This is a genomic window from Methanobacterium formicicum (assembly GCF_029848115.1).
GTDB classification, from domain to species: domain Archaea; phylum Methanobacteriota; class Methanobacteria; order Methanobacteriales; family Methanobacteriaceae; genus Methanobacterium; species Methanobacterium formicicum.
On record NZ_JARVXG010000039.1, the window covers coordinates 1 to 17,892 of the forward strand.

Annotated in this window: 17 protein-coding genes; 7 read left to right on the forward strand and 10 right to left on the reverse strand. The window is 42.7% G+C overall.

The features are described from left to right. Positions 1-18: 18 nt before the first annotated feature. Both QC759_RS04220 and QC759_RS04225 read right to left on the reverse strand, forming a co-directional pair. On the reverse strand, positions 19-660 hold the full coding sequence (locus QC759_RS04220) for a PHP domain-containing protein (protein WP_048072269.1): 642 nt from the start codon (positions 658-660) through the stop codon (positions 19-21). Between the two features lie 84 nt (positions 661-744). Continuing rightward, complete coding sequence (locus QC759_RS04225; RefSeq protein ID WP_048072268.1) at positions 745-1,098, reverse strand: hypothetical protein; 354 nt, start codon at positions 1,096-1,098, stop codon at positions 745-747. A 315-nt stretch (positions 1,099-1,413) separates the two neighbouring features. Here QC759_RS04225 and QC759_RS04230 point away from each other — a divergent pair, with 315 nt between their 5' ends. The 6 genes from QC759_RS04230 (at position 1,414) to QC759_RS04255 (ending at position 9,093) form a co-directional block, all read left to right on the forward strand. Then, a complete protein-coding gene (locus QC759_RS04230; RefSeq protein WP_048072267.1) occupies positions 1,414-2,862 on the forward strand; it encodes an RtcB family protein in 1,449 nt (482 codons plus the stop codon). Positions 2,863-2,889: 27 nt separating this feature from the next. Continuing rightward, positions 2,890-3,669: an S-methyl-5'-thioadenosine phosphorylase gene (mtnP, locus tag QC759_RS04235; RefSeq protein WP_048072266.1), complete on the forward strand. Its 780-nt coding sequence runs from the start codon at positions 2,890-2,892 to the stop codon at positions 3,667-3,669. Between the two features lie 230 nt (positions 3,670-3,899). Beyond that, positions 3,900-4,811 carry a quinolinate synthase gene (gene nadA / locus QC759_RS04240; RefSeq protein ID WP_048072265.1) on the forward strand — a complete coding sequence of 304 codons (912 nt, stop codon included), beginning with the start codon at positions 3,900-3,902 and terminating at the stop codon, positions 4,809-4,811. An 81-nt stretch (positions 4,812-4,892) separates the two neighbouring features. Beyond that, a complete protein-coding gene (locus QC759_RS04245) occupies positions 4,893-5,903 on the forward strand; it encodes a hypothetical protein (RefSeq protein ID WP_048072264.1) in 1,011 nt (336 codons plus the stop codon). Between the two features lie 48 nt (positions 5,904-5,951). Then, positions 5,952-7,703: an MJ1255/VC2487 family glycosyltransferase gene (locus QC759_RS04250; RefSeq protein ID WP_048072263.1), complete on the forward strand. Its 1,752-nt coding sequence runs from the start codon at positions 5,952-5,954 to the stop codon at positions 7,701-7,703. Between the two features lie 259 nt (positions 7,704-7,962). Further along, the gene (locus QC759_RS04255) at positions 7,963-9,093 is read left to right on the forward strand and encodes a DUF763 domain-containing protein (protein WP_048073816.1); all 1,131 of its coding nucleotides are present in this window, start codon (positions 7,963-7,965) and stop codon (positions 9,091-9,093) included. A gap of 40 nt (positions 9,094-9,133) precedes the next feature. On the opposite strand, the gene QC759_RS04260 is transcribed toward QC759_RS04255, so the two are convergent. Together QC759_RS04260 and QC759_RS04265 are read right to left on the reverse strand one after the other, a co-directional pair. Then, complete coding sequence (locus QC759_RS04260; protein WP_048072262.1) at positions 9,134-9,622, reverse strand: tetratricopeptide repeat protein; 489 nt, start codon at positions 9,620-9,622, stop codon at positions 9,134-9,136. A 525-nt stretch (positions 9,623-10,147) separates the two neighbouring features. After that, positions 10,148-10,591: a hypothetical protein gene (locus tag QC759_RS04265; RefSeq protein ID WP_048072261.1), complete on the reverse strand. Its 444-nt coding sequence runs from the start codon at positions 10,589-10,591 to the stop codon at positions 10,148-10,150. A 461-nt stretch (positions 10,592-11,052) separates the two neighbouring features. Between QC759_RS04265 and pdxS the strand changes: the two genes are divergently transcribed. Then, complete coding sequence (gene pdxS / locus QC759_RS04270; protein WP_048072260.1) at positions 11,053-11,934, forward strand: pyridoxal 5'-phosphate synthase lyase subunit PdxS; 882 nt, start codon at positions 11,053-11,055, stop codon at positions 11,932-11,934. A gap of 267 nt (positions 11,935-12,201) precedes the next feature. Here the strand turns inward: pdxS and QC759_RS04275 are convergent, their stop codons facing one another. The 6 genes from QC759_RS04275 to QC759_RS04300 form a co-directional block, all read right to left on the reverse strand. Then, positions 12,202-12,696 carry a methane monooxygenase/ammonia monooxygenase subunit B gene (locus QC759_RS04275; protein ID WP_279383595.1) on the reverse strand — a complete coding sequence of 165 codons (495 nt, stop codon included), beginning with the start codon at positions 12,694-12,696 and terminating at the stop codon, positions 12,202-12,204. A 125-nt stretch (positions 12,697-12,821) separates the two neighbouring features. Continuing rightward, a complete protein-coding gene (locus QC759_RS04280) occupies positions 12,822-13,604 on the reverse strand; it encodes an Fpg/Nei family DNA glycosylase (protein WP_048072258.1) in 783 nt (260 codons plus the stop codon). A gap of 321 nt (positions 13,605-13,925) precedes the next feature. Beyond that, complete coding sequence (locus QC759_RS04285) at positions 13,926-14,264, reverse strand: P-II family nitrogen regulator (RefSeq protein ID WP_048072257.1); 339 nt, start codon at positions 14,262-14,264, stop codon at positions 13,926-13,928. Positions 14,265-14,279: 15 nt separating this feature from the next. Beyond that, positions 14,280-15,506, reverse strand: coding sequence for an ammonium transporter (locus tag QC759_RS04290; protein WP_048072256.1), 1,227 nt, complete (start codon positions 15,504-15,506; stop codon positions 14,280-14,282). 431 nt (positions 15,507-15,937) lie between these two features. Beyond that, positions 15,938-16,276: a P-II family nitrogen regulator gene (locus QC759_RS04295; RefSeq protein WP_048072255.1), complete on the reverse strand. Its 339-nt coding sequence runs from the start codon at positions 16,274-16,276 to the stop codon at positions 15,938-15,940. 60 nt (positions 16,277-16,336) lie between these two features. Then, positions 16,337-17,569, reverse strand: coding sequence for an ammonium transporter (locus QC759_RS04300; RefSeq protein ID WP_048072254.1), 1,233 nt, complete (start codon positions 17,567-17,569; stop codon positions 16,337-16,339). Positions 17,570-17,892 lie beyond the last annotated feature (323 nt).

Below are 17,892 nucleotides of genomic sequence, written 5' to 3' on the forward strand. Positions count from 1 at the left end.
AATTCTATTTTATTTAATTCATCTGGGTACGGTTTTCCGCCATGTTTTCACTATTTCGGTCAGCCCCAGATTAATTAACGAAGATTTCCTGCCGAGAATAGTGAAATTTCCCTTCAAAAGATCCTTTCGAAGGTTACCCGAGGAAATATTCACACTGGCGTTGCCAATTTCACGAGCAAAATGAGCATCGCTTCCCGCAGAACCATGCAAAGAATGCTTTTCGGCATAAATCCTGGCTTTTTCATTGTATGAATCACGCAAACAACGAGAGTTAAAAATTTCAACACAGTCGGCCAGTTTAGCATCCTCCTTGGCTGGTTGGATTCCACTTCCCCGCAGCTGGTCAAAGGGGTGGGGGAGAACTACCAGTCCGTCCTGTTCTCTTATTTCATCCACAACCTCCACCAATCGGTGTGAAACAATTTCTTCCGACAGGAAAAGACCTATAACCTCACCGCGTTCTGTCCCTATCTCCGAACCTACTATGACTTCCAGATCCTCCGGGGAAATTTTTTTAGTTTCCAAACCACCCCTAATGGTATGGTGATCAGTTACGGCTATCCCGGATAATCCCTGATTTTTTGCGGTTTTGACAATGATTTCAGGTTCTATTAACCCATCTAACGAGTATTTGGAATGAATGTGCAGATCATATCTCATTTAGACACCTTACTGGCCAATTAAGCACACCTTACTAACCATTGGGGCATTTACTAATCATTTAGATATCTTACTAACTTCGGTCTAAAGATCGGGGGAGTTTAACATCTTTCTAAGTTCCTGGAGATTCAGGGTAATGAATGGTTCTGCACCGGGGTCGGCAAGGATTTTAAGCTGTTTCTGGTGTGTTTCCAGGTAAACATTCTGGAGGATTCTTTGAAGTTCAGATACAGGCATTTCCAACACTTTTTCCACTTTAACCTTTTCTTCCGTGGTTAACTGCTGGTAATGATCCCTTACTTGTGCTTCGAATGATCTAACCACGTTCTTATTCCCCTTTACCACCATCTTCAACACCAGGGGCGGGACGCGGGTGAAAACATGCATCAAGCCCATAACATCTTTTTCACTTATTCCTTCATCTATTTCAGGTTCCATGGGTAAATCACTCCTGATTATATGAGTAATCGATTATTATGAATAAACCTATTTTTTGCCAGTATTAGGAAAGGTAATCCTATATAGAAAGGTAATTATTTATTTTCAACTACTCCACCTCGGCAGGAGGGACATGTTTTTTAGATTTTTTAATAAAATAGAAATCTTGGTATAATAGATAGAACCAATATCATATCTAACTACCAAGTTTTTATCTTTAACCAAATATTAGATTTTAATCTAACTTTTCAATGGATGAGTAGGATAAAATAACCTTAATATTGATATTGTACTAAAATAGGAGACTGAATTATTATGGTCATGGAAGAAACACTAAAAAAGGTACGCGATTGTGTTTGGGAAGTTCCCGGAGATTATAAAAAGGAAATGAGGGTGCCTGGTCGAATTTATCTTGATGATGAGGCTGTAAAATCCCTGGAACAGGGAGCAGTGGATCAGGTGGCCAACGTAGCCAGTTTACCCGGGATACAAAAATTCTCCATAGGACTCCCGGACATCCACTTTGGCTATGGATTTAGTATAGGTGGAGTGGGAGCATTCAGCAGCCGTACAGGAGTTATAAGTCCGGGTGGTGTTGGTTTTGACATAAACTGTGGAGTAAGACTCCTCCGCACCAATCTCACCCTGGAAGATGTTCAACCCAAGATCAAAGAACTCATCGATGTAATGTTCCGAAACATACCTTCAGGTGTAGGTAGTAAAGGCAAAATACGCCTTAAAGAAGGTGAAATAGATGATGTTCTGGATAACGGGGCCCAATGGGCTGTGGAAAATGGTTACGGCTGGGAAAAAGACCTGGAGTATCTGGAAGAAAACGGTTGTATGGATGATGCCGATTCAGCCAAGGTCAGTGACAAAGCTAAAAAAAGGGGCATACCTCAGCTGGGTAGCCTGGGCTCGGGTAACCATTTCCTGGAAGTCCAGAAGGTAGATGAAATATTCGATGAGGATGCCGCCCGGACTTTCGGGCTGGAAAAAGGACAGGTAACCGTCCTGATCCATTCTGGAAGCCGGGGATGTGGACATCAGGTATGCAGTGATTACCTGCGAACCATGGACAAAGCTGCCAAGCGATACAAAATTGACCTGCCAGACCGGCAGTTAGCCTGTGCCCCAGTAGAATCTGAAGAAGCTCAAGATTATTTCGCGGCAATGGCTGCCGCTGCTAACTACGCCTGGACCAACCGACAGATGATCGTGCACTGGGTCCGGGAATCCTTTGAACAAGTCTTCCATCGTGACGCCGAGGACATGGGCATGGGAATTGTTTACGATGTGGCCCATAACATTGCCAAAAAGGAAATGCACAACATCAAAGGACGGGAAACCCAGTTATATGTCCACCGGAAAGGAGCAACCCGGGCATTTGGGCCGGGAAGAAAGGAATTGCCGGCAGATTACCAGAAAACTGGTCAGCCAGTGTTCATTCCAGGAACCATGGGAACTTCTTCTTACGTCCTGCATGGTACCCAGACTGCAATGGAAGAAACCTTCGGTTCCACTGCCCACGGTGCCGGACGCCAGATGAGCCGTGCCGGTGCCAAACGTAACTACCGTGGTGAAGATATCCTTAAAATCCTGGAAGGAAGAGGAATCTACGTGAAGGCCAATTCCATGCCGGTGGTGGCAGAAGAAGCACCTGGAGCCTACAAAGACGTGGATCAGGTAGTTCAAACCGCCCACCGGGCTGGTATTTCCAAGTTGGTGGGAAGAATGGTGCCTATGGGAGTGGCCAAGGGATAATTTCTTTTTATACAGGGAGAATAGGGAATGATAGGAATAATTGGTGGTACAGGAGTGTACCAGATAGTTGAACTGGGAGATTTGAAGGAAAAAAAGGTTTTAAATACACCCTTTGGTGAATCTCCCCCGGTATCTATTTTAACTTTTGATGATCAGGAGGTGGCCTTTATCCCCCGGCACCGTGAGGGTCATGATAATCCCCCCCACATGATCAATTACCGGGCCAATGTATACGCCCTTAAGATGCTGGGTGTGGATCGCATTATTGCCACCAACGCGGTGGGATCCCTTGATGAATCCATTAAGCCCGGTGACTTTCTATTACCTGATGATTTTCTTGATTTCACCAGGAAAAGGCCTTTCACCTTTTACGATGACCAGGTGGTACACGTGGATGTCACCCAGCCCTACTGTCCGGAGCTGGCTGAAACCATAAACCGGGCTGCTGAGAGTGTGGATGGTAAACTGGTCCCGGGAGGGGTCTATGTATGTACTGAGGGGCCTCGTTTTGAAACCCCGGCAGAAATCAAGATGTTCCGCCAGATGGGGGGAACAGTGGTGGGTATGACTGGTCTTCCCGAGGTGGTACTGGCCCGTGAACTTGAAATGTGCTACGCCTCCATCTGTATGGTATCCAATTATGCGGCATCAGTTTCTCCGGATAAAATCACCATAGATGAAGTATTTGAGATGCTGGAGGAGAAGAAGAAATCACTCACCCAACTCATTTACCACTCCCTTATGAACATCCCTGCGGGGAGAAATTGCCCCTGCCAATGTGCCCTGGAGGGTGCAGAGGTAGATTAATCTAAATAGGTTTTTAATTGATGAAAATCAATTATTCTTATTTTAAGGATGTTAAAGTCCAGGATGATTGTTTTCAGGCTTTCTCAAATGGAAGGGAAAAGTTTTTTTAGGGGAAACTATAAAACATCCTAATATATATCATAAATGCCCATTTATTTAATCATCTTTTTTATAAATTTAATCACTCAAAGGGCTTTCATCCATTAACCTAATTTAAAGGAGAGTTTAGGTTGAATAAAGAGCAAGAAGAAATTCTTAAACTTAAAGAAGAGAAAAATGCCGTAATACTGGCTCATAATTATCAAACCGCACCAATACAGGAGATAGCAGATTTTTTGGGGGATTCTCTGGAACTGTGTATCACTGCCTCCCAGATAGAAGACGCGGATCTGGTGGTCTTCTGCGGAGTGGACTTTATGGCTGAAACTGCAGCCATTTTAAACCCAGAAAAAAAGATATTAATACCGGACCCCCAGGCAGAATGTCCCATGGCACACATGCTCCCTGCAGAAGAGGTTAAAAAGTACAAAGACAAATATCCTCAGGCACAGGTGGTGCTGTACGTGAATACCCTGGCAGAAGCAAAGGCCGAAGCAGATATATTATGTACCTCTGCCAATGCAGTTCAGGTGGTGGAAAGTCTAGATGCGGATCAGATACTCTTTGGTCCGGATATGAACCTGGCCAGTTACGTACAAAAAAGGACAGATAAAGAAATAATCCCCATTCCTGAAGAGGGTTATTGTTACGTTCATAAGATGTTCAACATAGGAGATGTTACCTTCTCCAGGGAAAACTATCCCGATGCCGAGGTACTGGTACATCCCGAGTGTGATGCTGAAGTACAGGAAATAGCGGATCACATACTAAGTACCGGGGGAATGATGCGCCACGTGGCTGGCTCTGACCGTAAAAATTTCTTAATTGGTACGGAAGTGGATATGGTAACCCGGCTCCGCCGGGAAAACCCGGATAAAATCATCTACCCCCTACTGGATGAGGCTATCTGTGAAAATATGAAACTACACAATCTGCAAAAAGTTAAGGAATCACTCCAGGAAGAGAAATTCCAGGTTAAAGTACCACCGGAAATTGCTTTAAAGGCCAGAATTGCCGTGGAACGAATGCTGGAAGTTAGTTAACACCGGGTTAATTATCCACTACGTAAATTTAAGCTTAAAACGGGTATAAACTCAAAAATATTATTTTTCATGGTGATAATAGTGAAAATAGACAGGACAGGGTTAGCTGGAATCATATTAGTACTGCTGGGGTTGGTAATCTATGCCACATCCCCCCTGGACCAGCTGGTAATGATGATCACCTGGCCACTTTTATCTGGTTCATCCGAGGGCAAAGCAGTACTTTTAATGGTTTTAATGGGTAGTTTCCTTATTTTAAACTCTCTGATCAATAATAGGGGTTTTTTAGCACCAGTAAAGAATCGTGCTCATGATTTTAGTCCAGATGGTAAACGGTTCCTTAAATGGACCATACTCATCATCTTTTTAACCTGTCTGGTGAGCCTTTTAATTGAGGTCTCCATTCGATTGAAATACGGAGTGTCCCCTTTAACCATTTTTGTCTCCACCAACCCCACCTCCACCACCACCAGCCCCATGCACTCTCACGTGTTTAAATCAGTCTTCGGACATCTGGCTGATAATTTTGTGGGTCTGGTGCCGGAACATGTTCACACCGGAAGTAGCCTGTACTCGGAAGTGGTTCCCTGGGCTTACTTAATATTCATAACCCTTCCCCTGGCATACATAACTGGCCTTCTGTCGTTAAACAATAGAAGTGTGATTTATCGGATATTACTGGCCTTTGCCCTAACTCTCACCCTCATTGGAATGGTAGACGGTGGATTATACAGCCAACCTCTACTAATAGGTATGGGCCTTTTATTCATTCTCTACTTTTTAAAGAGACCTTTCCAGTTCCGCCAACTGGTTTTACCGGTGGGCCTCATTCTCCTGGTGGCCCTTTCAGGATTGGGCCTGGAACTTGCCGGGAACAACAGCTCTTACCATGAGATAACCGTCGTAAACCAGTTTGAACCAGTTGATCTTAGTGGTTATAAGGTGTTAAGCATTGATCAACAGGGTAACCGGACAGTTATACGTACTGACACCAGTGTCAGTGATAAAAACACTTTAGAAAGTCTTTTCAAGACTTACCAGGGCCGTGCCCAGGGATTTTTCATGACCTGGAATTTCTTTTCCTACTTTTAGGGTCCGAAAATATTAAAAATAAAAGAAAAAAATAGCATAACGAGGAAAATGAAACTTTCAATTATTATACCCACCTTTAACGAGGAAAATTACCTCCCTCACCTCCTGGAAAGTATAAAAAGACAAGATTTCAGGGATTATGAGGTCATAGTGGCTGATGCAGGATCTAAAGATAGTACCAGGGATATAGCTCAGGAGTTCGGGTGTAAAATCGTGGAGGGGGGTCTCCCAGCAGTGGGCCGCAACCGTGGTGCAGATATAGCCCAGGGAACGTATTTCCTTTTTTTAGATTCTGATGTGATTTTAACCAGGGATTACTTGGAGTTGTGTGTGGATGAATTTCAAGAAAGAGAACTGGGGATTGCCATCACCCAAATCGCCCCTTTAAGAGATAGTTTTCTGAATAAAATAACCCATGATTTTGCCAATTTTTTCATGAGAAAAGTGGAAAAGATCAAACCCCACGGAGCAGGCTGCTACGGCATAGTAACCACTAAAAAACTCCACCAGGAGGTGGAAGGATTTGACGAAGACCTGGACTTTGGGGAGGACACAGATTACATTGAACGTATTGGTGCCATCAGCCAATTTAAGGTTTTAAGAAGTCCAAAACTCCTGGTTTCAACCCGACGTCTCCAGGAAGAAGGTTTACGTAATGTGGCCTTCAAATATGCTAAAAGTACATTCTACCAGTTCCGAGGTAAGCAGATCACTGCCGAAGATCTGGATTACACCTTCGGCCATCCCGATACCAAAAGAATAATTTATTCAGTATGCGGAGAAGGTATGGGTCATGCTATCCGGGCTAAGGTACTTCTCCATCATCTAACCCAAAAGAACGAAGTTCACATATTTGCCTCGGACCGTGCCTACACTTATCTGTCCCAGCATTTTGACAATGTCTACGAGATAGGTGGTTTCAACACAGTATACGAGGATAACACCGTTCAGAACACTAAAACATTCATCAAGGGGATGAAAGACCTCCCTGGTGATTTGAAAAAAAGTTTAAGGTTAATGTACAGTGTGGCCAAGGCAGTAAAGCCCCAGGTTATCATTTCCGATTTTGAGTTCTACTCCAATTTACTATCCAAGATTTTACGTCTTCCACTTATCAGTCTGGATAACATGCATGTCCTTACCCAGGCAGAACTCGATGTTCCGAGCAAATTTCGCACGGAAAGAATAGCTGCTGAAGGTGTGGTGCGATCCTTTATTCAAATGCCCACTTTCTATCTCATCACCAGTTACTTTTATCCTCCCCTTAAAAACCCTGAAAAAAGCAAATATTTCCCCCCAGTACTGCGTGAGGCCATCATGAACCTTAAACCATACAACGGGGAGCATGTCCTGGTTTACCAGACCAGTGATTCCAATGTGAAATTGCTGGATATTTTAAAGAAATTTGATGATGAATTCATTGTCTATGGATTTCACCAGGATGGTAGGGATGAAAATCTACGGTTTAAGAATTTCAATGAGGATGAGTTTTTCCAGGACCTGGCCCGGGCCCGGGCAGTTATTGCCAACGGAGGATTTACCCTTATCAGCGAGGCACTGTACCTGGGAAAACCAGTATTAAGTGTTCCGGTTAAAAAACAGTTCGAACAGATTTTAAACGCGATTTACATGGACCGGTTGGGTTACGGTGAGTTCCACCAGGATCTGGAGGAAGAGGATATTGCCAACTTCCTCTCACGTTTGGAAGAATACCGTAAGAACATAGATCTCACCTTCCAACACGATAATAACCAGGCCATTCTAGGAGAACTGGACTCACTCCTGGATAAGTATACATAACCATAAACATTATTCATTATTTAATTACCTCCTATTTTTAGAAGATTTTAAAATAGGCCTCAGTGATGTATATCTCCTTTTCCCCGATACTAACTTCCCCTCCTCATGTTATCCAGATTAGAGGGAGGGTCCATATTTGTGGGTGTGGTTTGATCTACGCCTTGATTGTGATCACAAAGAATTAGATACGAGTAGGTTCCAATACTTCTCCTCTACTCTCCCTCAAAACTAATATTGTAAAAGGAATAAAGACATGGATATGAGTTCTAGAAGTGGGGTGGCCAATCTACCCCTTCACGGTGGCCGTGCACCGCGCTGGCTTTTCCAGCGAATGGTAAAACTGGCAGGAGCAGTTACCGAGGCCATTATATATGAATATGGTCCTGAAGAATTTTTAACCCGAGTTTCTGACCCGTACTGGTTCCAGGCATTTTCTTGTGTACTGGGATTTGACTGGCACAGTTCCGGTACTACCACCACCACCTGTGGGGCACTTAAAACAGCCATAAATCCAGAAGAACATGGAATACTCATTGCTGGAGGCAAAGGTCGTGCTTCTCGCCGAACACCTCAGGAAATCCAGGGTGCGGGGGAATTGTTTTCCCTGTCCACGGCAAAACTGGAGGACCTGGTATACGCCAGTAAAATTTCCGCAAAAATAGATAATTCCTGCATTCAGGACGGGTATCAACTCTATCATCATGTGTTCTTTTTAACTGAGAGGGGGGACTGGTCAGTGGTGCAGCAGGGTATGAATGAATCCACTCAGTATGCCCGCCGTTACCACTGGCTCTCTGATTCAGTGGAAACCTATATTAACGAGCCACACAATGGTATCTGTTGCGATCTGAAGGAAGCCAAGACTCTGGATATGACTGCTGATCAGAGTTTTCATTCACGACAAACCAGCCTGGACCTGATACTGGATAACCCCGAACACCTGAAGAAGTACTTCCAGAAAAAGGTGGATGTGGGAGCGGAGCAGGCTAGCCTTGATGCTTTTTGCCCCCAACTCACTTTACCCAGTCACCATCCTGTGTTGAACACAGATTTATCTCCTAAAGAATTTGAAATCCTACATAATGCCTGGGAATTACAACCAGAAAGTTATGAAGAACTAATATCTTTACAGGGTATGGGGCCCAAGAAGATACGTGCCCTGGCCCTGATTTCCGATCTGGTTTATGGAGATAAACCCAGCTGGGAGGATCCAGTAAAATATAGCTTCACCCATGGGGGTAAAGATGGATTCCCTTACCCTGTGAACCGGGAAGTATACGATCATTCCATCGAGACCCTGCAGGAATCTCTGCAGCAGGCTCGATTAGAAAAAAAAGACAGATATCAGGCTATTAAAAGGTTGGAAAAATTAATCAAGGTGGATAACTAGTTATCTTGCTGTATCGGTTGTTATGTGCAAGATGCCTTTTTTACTGTGCCTTTTCTTTTCCCACCAGTTCTAAGAGATCCCGGGCTTCTTTGAATTTTTTATCTATCTTAAGAGCTTCTTTAATTAGTTTTGAGGCTTCATCATACTGTTTAAGGTGGTATAATCCCTGAGCACGTAAGAATAATGCATATTTGTAAAAATCATCCTTCTTTTTGGAGTATCGGCCCAGGAACAGATCGAAGGTGTTGACTGCTTCCTGATATTCTTCCAGGATGAGAAGTACATATCCTCGGTTATACCAGGCCATGTTATCACCGGGTTCTAACCGGATCACTTCTTCGAAGCATTTAAGTGCCTCAGGATAGTTCCCAAGTTCCATGAGGGCTACTCCTTTATCATTCCAGGCGGAAACATAATCTTTATCAATTTCAATTGCACTGTTAAAAAATTCTATGGATTTTTCTACTTTACCCTGGTCTAAAAATGACATTGCTTGTTTGTAAAACATTTCAGCTTCTTTAGTGGCCATTTAAATCAACTCCTGGCTATATTTTGATGGGAGAGTATATAACTTTGAGTGTATGATTTTTAGGGTAGTGGTTTAAGACCATAAAGGGCACACTACTACCTTTCTTAACTGGGCTGTCAAAATTGTGTGTAATCAATTAGTAAAAAGTAATACTTTAAATTTATTATAATTTTATTATATTTTACATGATTATTATTAATATGGAGATGTAACCGGTGAGAGCCTTTAATTTTTAATTATTTGCGTGGAGGATTTTTTTGGGAATCTTTGGGCATCAGAAATTTTTTCTCTTTTTTAAAATTTTATAAAAATTTTCTAAGAACTAAATCGAAATGTACTTACATACTATCTGAGTAGATACAGTCCATTACAAAAATTTACAGTGCTGATAAATCAATAGATTTACTAATTAGAAAGAGTTATTGATTAGTAAGTTAAGGTAATAATGGTACTGATTAATGTTTTTCATCTATTCCGTCTGTAAATCTATTATTGGGTCTGTAAATCTATTATTGGTCGGGGAATCTATTTTTGCATCCATTTTCTTTCATAGTTTTGAATCCAGATCAGTTCTTTTAAGAGGAGATCACCAGGGCCCTTGGGATTGTTCTCAATTTCCTCCAATCGATCAGCGGGCAGGTGGTGGAGAAGTTGTTCCCACTCCTGGACATCGGTGTAGGTCTGCTTCTTCACCCGATAAATACTGTGTTCCATGGACTCCAGCACCAGATCCACATCCTCCCCTTCCTCCAAAAACGCGATGTGCTGTTCCAGTATAGGGACCATCGCCTGATCCAGGTGTATCTGTGCACTAATATAGGCTTCGTAGGGATTGTCGTAGTTAATGTATTTCACCTTTTTAGGACCATCAACCAAATCTTCCATTTCCCGCGGATTTCCCTCCCCTTCTTCCTGATGATAATATTTAAAAAGTTGTTCAATCAGACGAGGTCTTTCTTCTTCTAACACTACCTTGTATCTGGTTAATTTGACAATTATCTCCGCCCGATCTTCCTGGTCTTTCGTAGTAAACCCCCCTTTATATTTCTCAACAACTAAAATACAATATTTATTATGTGGGGTTTCCTAGTTACATGCCCCTAGTTCTTAGTTACATACCCCCTATCTATTAATTCTCTGAAGCATAGGTGGGGATGATCAGGATCTTGTTTCCCCGTAAAAGTTATGTCGCTATTGTTTACTGTGTTTTTCAGGTTTCCTTCCAAAATTTTAATAACCCCTAAGGAGACTTAATTATCTATACTATAAATTTTTTAAAATTTTACTGAAATAGTTTCAATGGACCCGGTTTCCAGGATAAATACAAAATGATAACGATTGTTTACTGGAAACGTGTTCAAATGGGATTTTTTCATATGGGATTTTTTAGAACATTCTAATTAATCACATGATTTTACGGAGGAAATGACATGTTACATGGAACAGAACTTTTAAAGAAGGGCTTTGCCAAGATGACCAAGGGCGGAGTGATCATGGATGTAGTTAACGCTGAACAAGCAGCCATTGCTGAAGAAGCAGGGGCTGTGTCCGTAATGGCTCTGGAAAAGGTGCCAGCAGATATACGGGCCTCCGGAGGAGTGGCCCGCATGGCTGACCCCAGTAAGGTCACCGAGATCATGGATGCCGTGAGCATCCCGGTGATGGCCAAGGTACGTATCGGTCACTTTGTGGAAGCCCAGGTCCTGGAAGCACTGGGTGTGGACATGATCGACGAGAGTGAGGTACTCACCCCGGCCGATGAAAAATACCACATTGACAAAAAACAATTCACCATACCCTTTGTCTGCGGAGCAAGAAACCTGGGAGAAGCTCTCCGCAGGATCGATGAAGGAGCAGCCATGATAAGGACCAAAGGAGAAGCTGGAACCGGTAACGTGGTGGAAGCAGTCCGACACATGCGCATGATCCAGGGAACCATCCGGGAACTCCAGGACAAAACTGAAGAAGAACTGTGGAGTGTGGCCCGCCAGGAAGAAGCACAGTTTTACCTGGTTAAAGAAACCCAGAAACAGGGTCGCCTGCCAGTGGTGAACTTCGCCGCTGGTGGAGTGGCCACCCCTGCCGATGCCGCCCTCATGATGCAGCTGGGAGCAGACGGAGTGTTTGTGGGAAGTGGAATATTCAAATCCGAAAACCCGGAAATAGTGGCCAAAGCCATAGCCGAAGCAACCGCCCACTACGAAGATGCCGAATTAATTGCTGAGGTCAGCCGTGACCTGGGTAAAGCCATGCCTGGACTGGAAATAAGTCAGATACCAGAATCAGAAAGGTTACAGGATAGGGGATGGTAATTCTCCTATTTTTAAACTTTTTTTTACTGTTAATTTTCATATAAATTAAGTAGTGTTATCTTAAGTAGAGTTATTCCAAATATTATCAAAAATCCCTTATTTTCTGAAAATAGCACGTAACTAGCGTGCTATTATGGTCCTATCTCATTTTTGTAATTTTATCCTTAAAAATCAATGAAAATAAAATCAAAAAAAAAGTTATACCCGGTTTACGGGTATTTCAGGTTAAACATGTTCTTTGACGGATTCTCTATCATTTTAGAGGGTCTAACTCAGTTTTATTTCCAGGGAATTGGAGTTTATGGTATGTTTGGATCCGTTATTATCGGTGAAGGTAACTGCAAATCCTCCAATAGAAAATGGGTTGGATACGGTGGTGTTAGTTCCAAAGTCCTCTTGGACCTGTTTATCAGTAGGTATGTACATGTTCCAAGTGAAGGTTTTTGTCTGACCAGCGTTAAGGGTGCCCAAATTTTTGTCAAAATCCTGACTATGTGCTAAAACATTTTGAACCGGTTTAGAACCCTTATTAGTAACACTGCAGTTTATGGTTACGGTGCTTCCTTTGGTTGCAGTTGCTGGGCCAGTCATTTTCGCCGATACATCAACTTCTTTAACTGTTGAGGTATTGGTTGTGCTGGAATTGTTAACGGGAGTAGTCTGGTTATTCTTTTGGTCGGTGCACCCCGAGGCCAGAACAACTAGTATGAATAAGCCTATAATTCCCAATAATCCTATTTTACGTTTCATGTTGGTCCACATCCTGTTGATGATCAATTTTAATAAATGAATAGGAAGTATATAATTTTAGCTATTTCCCTTTTCATTGATTTTTAGGGATGATGGAATGTTGGCGACCATCCGAGTAACTTTTTTTAAGACAAAATTTAATGTTTTATTTTTTGCCGTTGGGGGCAGAAATAGGTAGTACGGCCACCCACCGGTATGATGTTTAATTTACCCCCTGCAGGGCATTTACCTCCCGGGTGGCGATGGGGGAGAAGATATGATTCAGGGAGAGCCTCTGGTTTATCCTGGTATTCAATGGCCTTTTGAAGCACCCTTTTCATATCATTAAAGAGTTGTTCCCATTCCTCCTTATCCAGGAGGTGGGCTGGAGTTAAGGGGTGCACCCGGCTCTGGTAAAGTATCTCATCGGCGTAAAGATTACCAATACCCGCCAGAACATGCTGGTTCAGGAGTAAGGGTTTGATCATACCTTTCTTGTTTTTAAAAACTTCTTTAAAACTTTTGAAATTTATTTCCAGGGCATCAGGGCCTAATTTCTTCTCTTTAATGAATTCATCAGGATGGCGAGTTAGGCCCAGCTTACCAAATTTGCGGGCATCATCAAAGGACAAAAATTTGCCGGTGGAAAATTCTATCAAAAGACGGGGGTATCGGGAACCATCAACAGAGCCATAATAAAGGAAACCCGTCATCCCGAAGTGCATTATCAAAAAAAGGTCGTTATCCATCTGGGCGAAAAGATATTTCCCGTACCTGCGGCTTTGTATAAACTCATGACCTAATAATGTTTTTTTAATCTCTTCACTACTGCTTCCCACCAGAACTTCTGGACTTACCACTTGCACGTGGTTAATGGTCTGGTGGAGGGAGGTTTCATCAAAATATTTTTTATAGATCTCCAGGGTGGGTAGTTCTGGCATGATATCACCGTTAGTTAAGGAAGGATCGGTTTTAGGTAATAAGATCAGTTTAACTAATTTTTTGGTAAAGGATCAGTTTAAGTAAACTAGAATAAATTAATTTTTAGATTAAATTAATTTTTGTTAAAAGTATACTATTCCTTAAAATTAACCAATCGCGAGGCCAAAATCACAGAAAAACGAGTATTATCTAACTGGAATAATAATCTTAAAAATGTGCAAACTTAAAAGAGTCCGTTAAAGAGTCATGTCAAGTGTTTAAAAAAAATAAAAAAAGGAGAGAGGAAAGAGGGGTTTGAAAGTGGATTTTTTTGGAGGGTTTTAGACGGCCTCGTTTCCTCTTTCTCCGGTTCTTATACGCACAACTTCTTCTACCGGGGAAATGAAGATTTTCCCATCCCCAATATCTCCAGTCTGTGCGGTTTTTACTATTTTATCAATTACATTATCTACCTGTTCATCGGCCACCACAATCTCCAGACGGGTTTTGGGTAACATGTCAATGCGGTAATCACTTCCCCGGTAACTTTCGGTTATGCCCAACTGACGACCACGGCCTTTAACTTCAGTCACCGTCATTCCATGGCATCCTAATTCTTCAAGGGCGTCTTTGACTTCGTCTAATTTGTTTGGTCGGATTATGGCCACAATTTCTTTCATCATATCACCTCAGCCTTAAATTCGGTAACCAGTTTCTTCATGTAGGTTGATGTCCAGTCCTTCAATTTCTTCTTTATCTTCCACACGAAGTCCCATGACTCGGTCAATAACTTTACCAATTATGAGTGTGGCCACGAAGCTGTAACCGGCTACTACTACCACGGCAATTACCTGGGTGAGTAACTGTCCCGGGTTACCGTAGAACAATCCAGTTCCCAGTTCATTGATGAATGGTGCGGCGAATAAACCGGTGGCCAGTGCTCCCCATAAACCGGACATACCGTGTATACCGAATACATCCAGAGCATCGTCGTAACCCAGTTTGGGTTTTAGGTAGCTTATGGACAAGTATGAAACCACACTGGTTACCAGACCAATGATCACTGCGGCTTGCACCGTCACGAAACCTGCTGCCGGGGTGATGGCCACCAGACCGGCTATGGCACCGGATATTGCACCCAGTACTGTTGGTTTACCAGTTTTGAGGTAGTCGATTATTACCCAGGAGACCATTGCTGCAGCAGCAGCAGTGTTAGTGGCTATGAATGCACTTCCTGCCAGTCCACCTGCAGTTAATGCGGAACCAGCGTTGAATCCAAACCAACCAAACCACAGTAGGGCGGCACCGAGAACGGAGTAACCGAGCTGGTGTGGTAATAATTTGGTGTCTTTTCTTTTACCTAGTAACAGTATCAGGGCCAGGGCAGCCACACCAGAGTTGATGTGTACTACGGTACCACCGGCAAAGTCCAGGGCTCCTAACTGTGCCAGGAATCCTCCACCCCATACCCAGTGGGCTATAGGTACGTATACCAGGGAAACCCAGGCCGCTACGAATACCATCCAGGAAGATACTTTCATTCTCTCCACCACTGCACCGGAGACCAGGGCCACGGTGATGGCGGCAAAAGTCATCTGGAAGGCTATAAATACGGTTTCAGGGACGGTTGTGGCTAATGTGGATAGTTGATCCACTCCTATTCCACTGAATAGAAGATTAGCCGGATTTCCTATGATTCCCATTAACATGTCCTCTCCGAAGGCGAACTGATAACCATAGAGTACCCATATGATACTGGCAATGGAGAACGCAATAAGGGACATGAACATGGTGTTTAATACATTTACTTTCTTGGTGAGACCTCCGTAGAAGAGTGCTACTCCCGGCACGGTCATGATCATTACCAGTGCAGTGGAGATTAGCATCCACGCGGTATCGCCGCTGTTTAATACAGGGTCCATTTATATATTCCTCCTTTATTCATATTATCCATATATTTGGTTTTTTTTAAGATATATTTTGTAAACAAAGATACAAACACTTTTTTCAGTGTTAAAATTGTTTTATGGCATTTTGGGTTAATTAAAAGGTTTAATTATGTTTTCCACAGTTTTGTTGATTTATTTCATGGAAGATTCACCCCAATTTACCGGATATCGGAAGCATACTTCCGACAACTGATCATTGTACCTTCCTCCTTATAAATGTTTGGGTCATAGTCTGACAAAAGGTAACATACTCTGAATTTTTGGCATGTTTTCCCGGTTTTTCATTGAGAATTGTTACACTGAGGGGGACGTTTTAAAAAAATATATTGTTTTTAAAAATAATGGTGGTTAAAAAATGAAGAAAATTAAAACTTAAAAAAGAGTTTAGGGAGAGAAGGATGGAGTTATATGGCGTCTTCACCCCTTTCTCCGGTACGGATACGTACCACTTCTTCTACCGGGGAGATGAAAATTTTCCCGTCACCAATACAACCAGTCTGGGCGTTTTTGACGATGGTATCCACAATTTTTTCCACTTCCTCGGTTTTGGCCACAATTTCTACCTGGGTTTTGGGTAACAGATCCACCTTGTAGTCCGTGCCCCGGTAACTTTCTGTGATTCCTAACTGTATTCCCCTTCCTTTAACTTCTTTTACAGTCATCCCCAGGCATCCAATTTCTTCTAAGGCCTGCTTAACATCTTCTAATTTGTCAGGTCTGATAATAGTTACTATTTTTTTCATTTAATAACCTCATGATTCTCTTATGAGTGACTATGACCGTTTTGTATTATTTATAGCTGCCTATGACAGTCTGTAACCGGATTCCTCATGTAGGTTAATATCCAGGCCCTGTACTTCGTGTTCTTCTTCCACTCTCAGACCTATGGTCCGGTCAATAACCATACCAATAATGTAGGTGACTATAAATGAGTAAAGTCCCACAACCACTATGGCCAGTAGCTGAATTCCCAGTTGTGCGGGATTACCGGCTATAACTCCTCCTTTTATGGCGCTGTTTATAAGGGGGGTGGCAAATATACCTACAGCCAGGGTGCCAATGATTCCGGACATTCCATGGATTCCAAATACATCCAGGGCATCATCGTAGCCGATTAATGGTTTTAAATGGCTTACAGCATAGTAACATATTATTGACGATACGAAACCAATGATTAGTGCAGAAGTGACATTCACGTAACCTGCAGCAGGGGTTATGGTTGCTAAACCAGCTATTGCTCCTGATAGAGCACCTAAAAGCGTTGGTTTCCCGGTGTTGATTTTGTCCATGAGTACCCAGGCCAGCATCCCCATGGCCGCCGAGGTGTTGGTTACTATCATGGCCGAAACTGCCAGATTACTGGCACCCAATGCGGAACCGGCGTTAAATCCGAACCAACCGAACCATAAAAGACCGGTACCAATTACGGAATAACCAAGGTGATGGGGAAGTAATTTAGCATTTTTCCGTATTCCTACTAGTAAGACCATAGCCAGGGCAGCCACACCTGAGCTTAGATGCACTACTATTCCTCCGGCAAAGTCCAGGACACCCATCTGAAAAAGCCATCCTCCACCCCATACCCAGTGGGCAATGGGCATGTAAACCAGGGTCAACCATAGAGGTACAAAGGCCAGCCATGCTGAGAATTTCATTCTCTCTACAACGGCACCACTGATAAGGGCCACGGTGATGGCGGCAAATGTCATCTGGAACACGGCATAGAGTCCCTGTGGTATGGTTGGTGCGTAGCTAGAAAGGGCACCTGATTCTAATACTCCATTGAAGAATGGATTACTTATAGCCCCTATAACTCCCCATATATCGGTACTGAAGACCATATCGTATCCGTAGATGAACCAGAGTACACTTACTATGGAAAAGGTTATGAACGATAGAAACAATGTATTTAACACATTTTCTCGGCGTATGAGCCCACCGTAAAAGAGAGCCACTCCGGGTATAGTCATTAAAATTACCAAAGCGGTGGATATTAACATCCAGGCTGTATCACCGCTACTAAGAATAGGATCCATTAATTTTTCCTCCTTTTATAAAACAACTCTCTGCGATTTGTTTTTCTCCACTTTCAAAATGTTTTAACTCCCCGTTAATTGTCATGTTCCTGAAGCCGGAACCTGGTGGCACTAGGATGGGGGAAACATACTTCCGATTATGGGTTTGGTGTTATATAAAATTTGTGTCTTAATTTTTAAGGAGGTTATAATAATTCCTGCCGTAAAAGGGCCGTTATTATCCCTAAAAAGTATCCCTAAAAAGTGCAGGAAAATTTTCCAGTATACTGTTTAGGAAGATTCTAAAAATAAAGTTATTTAGGGTCTTAGATTTTTCTTGTTGA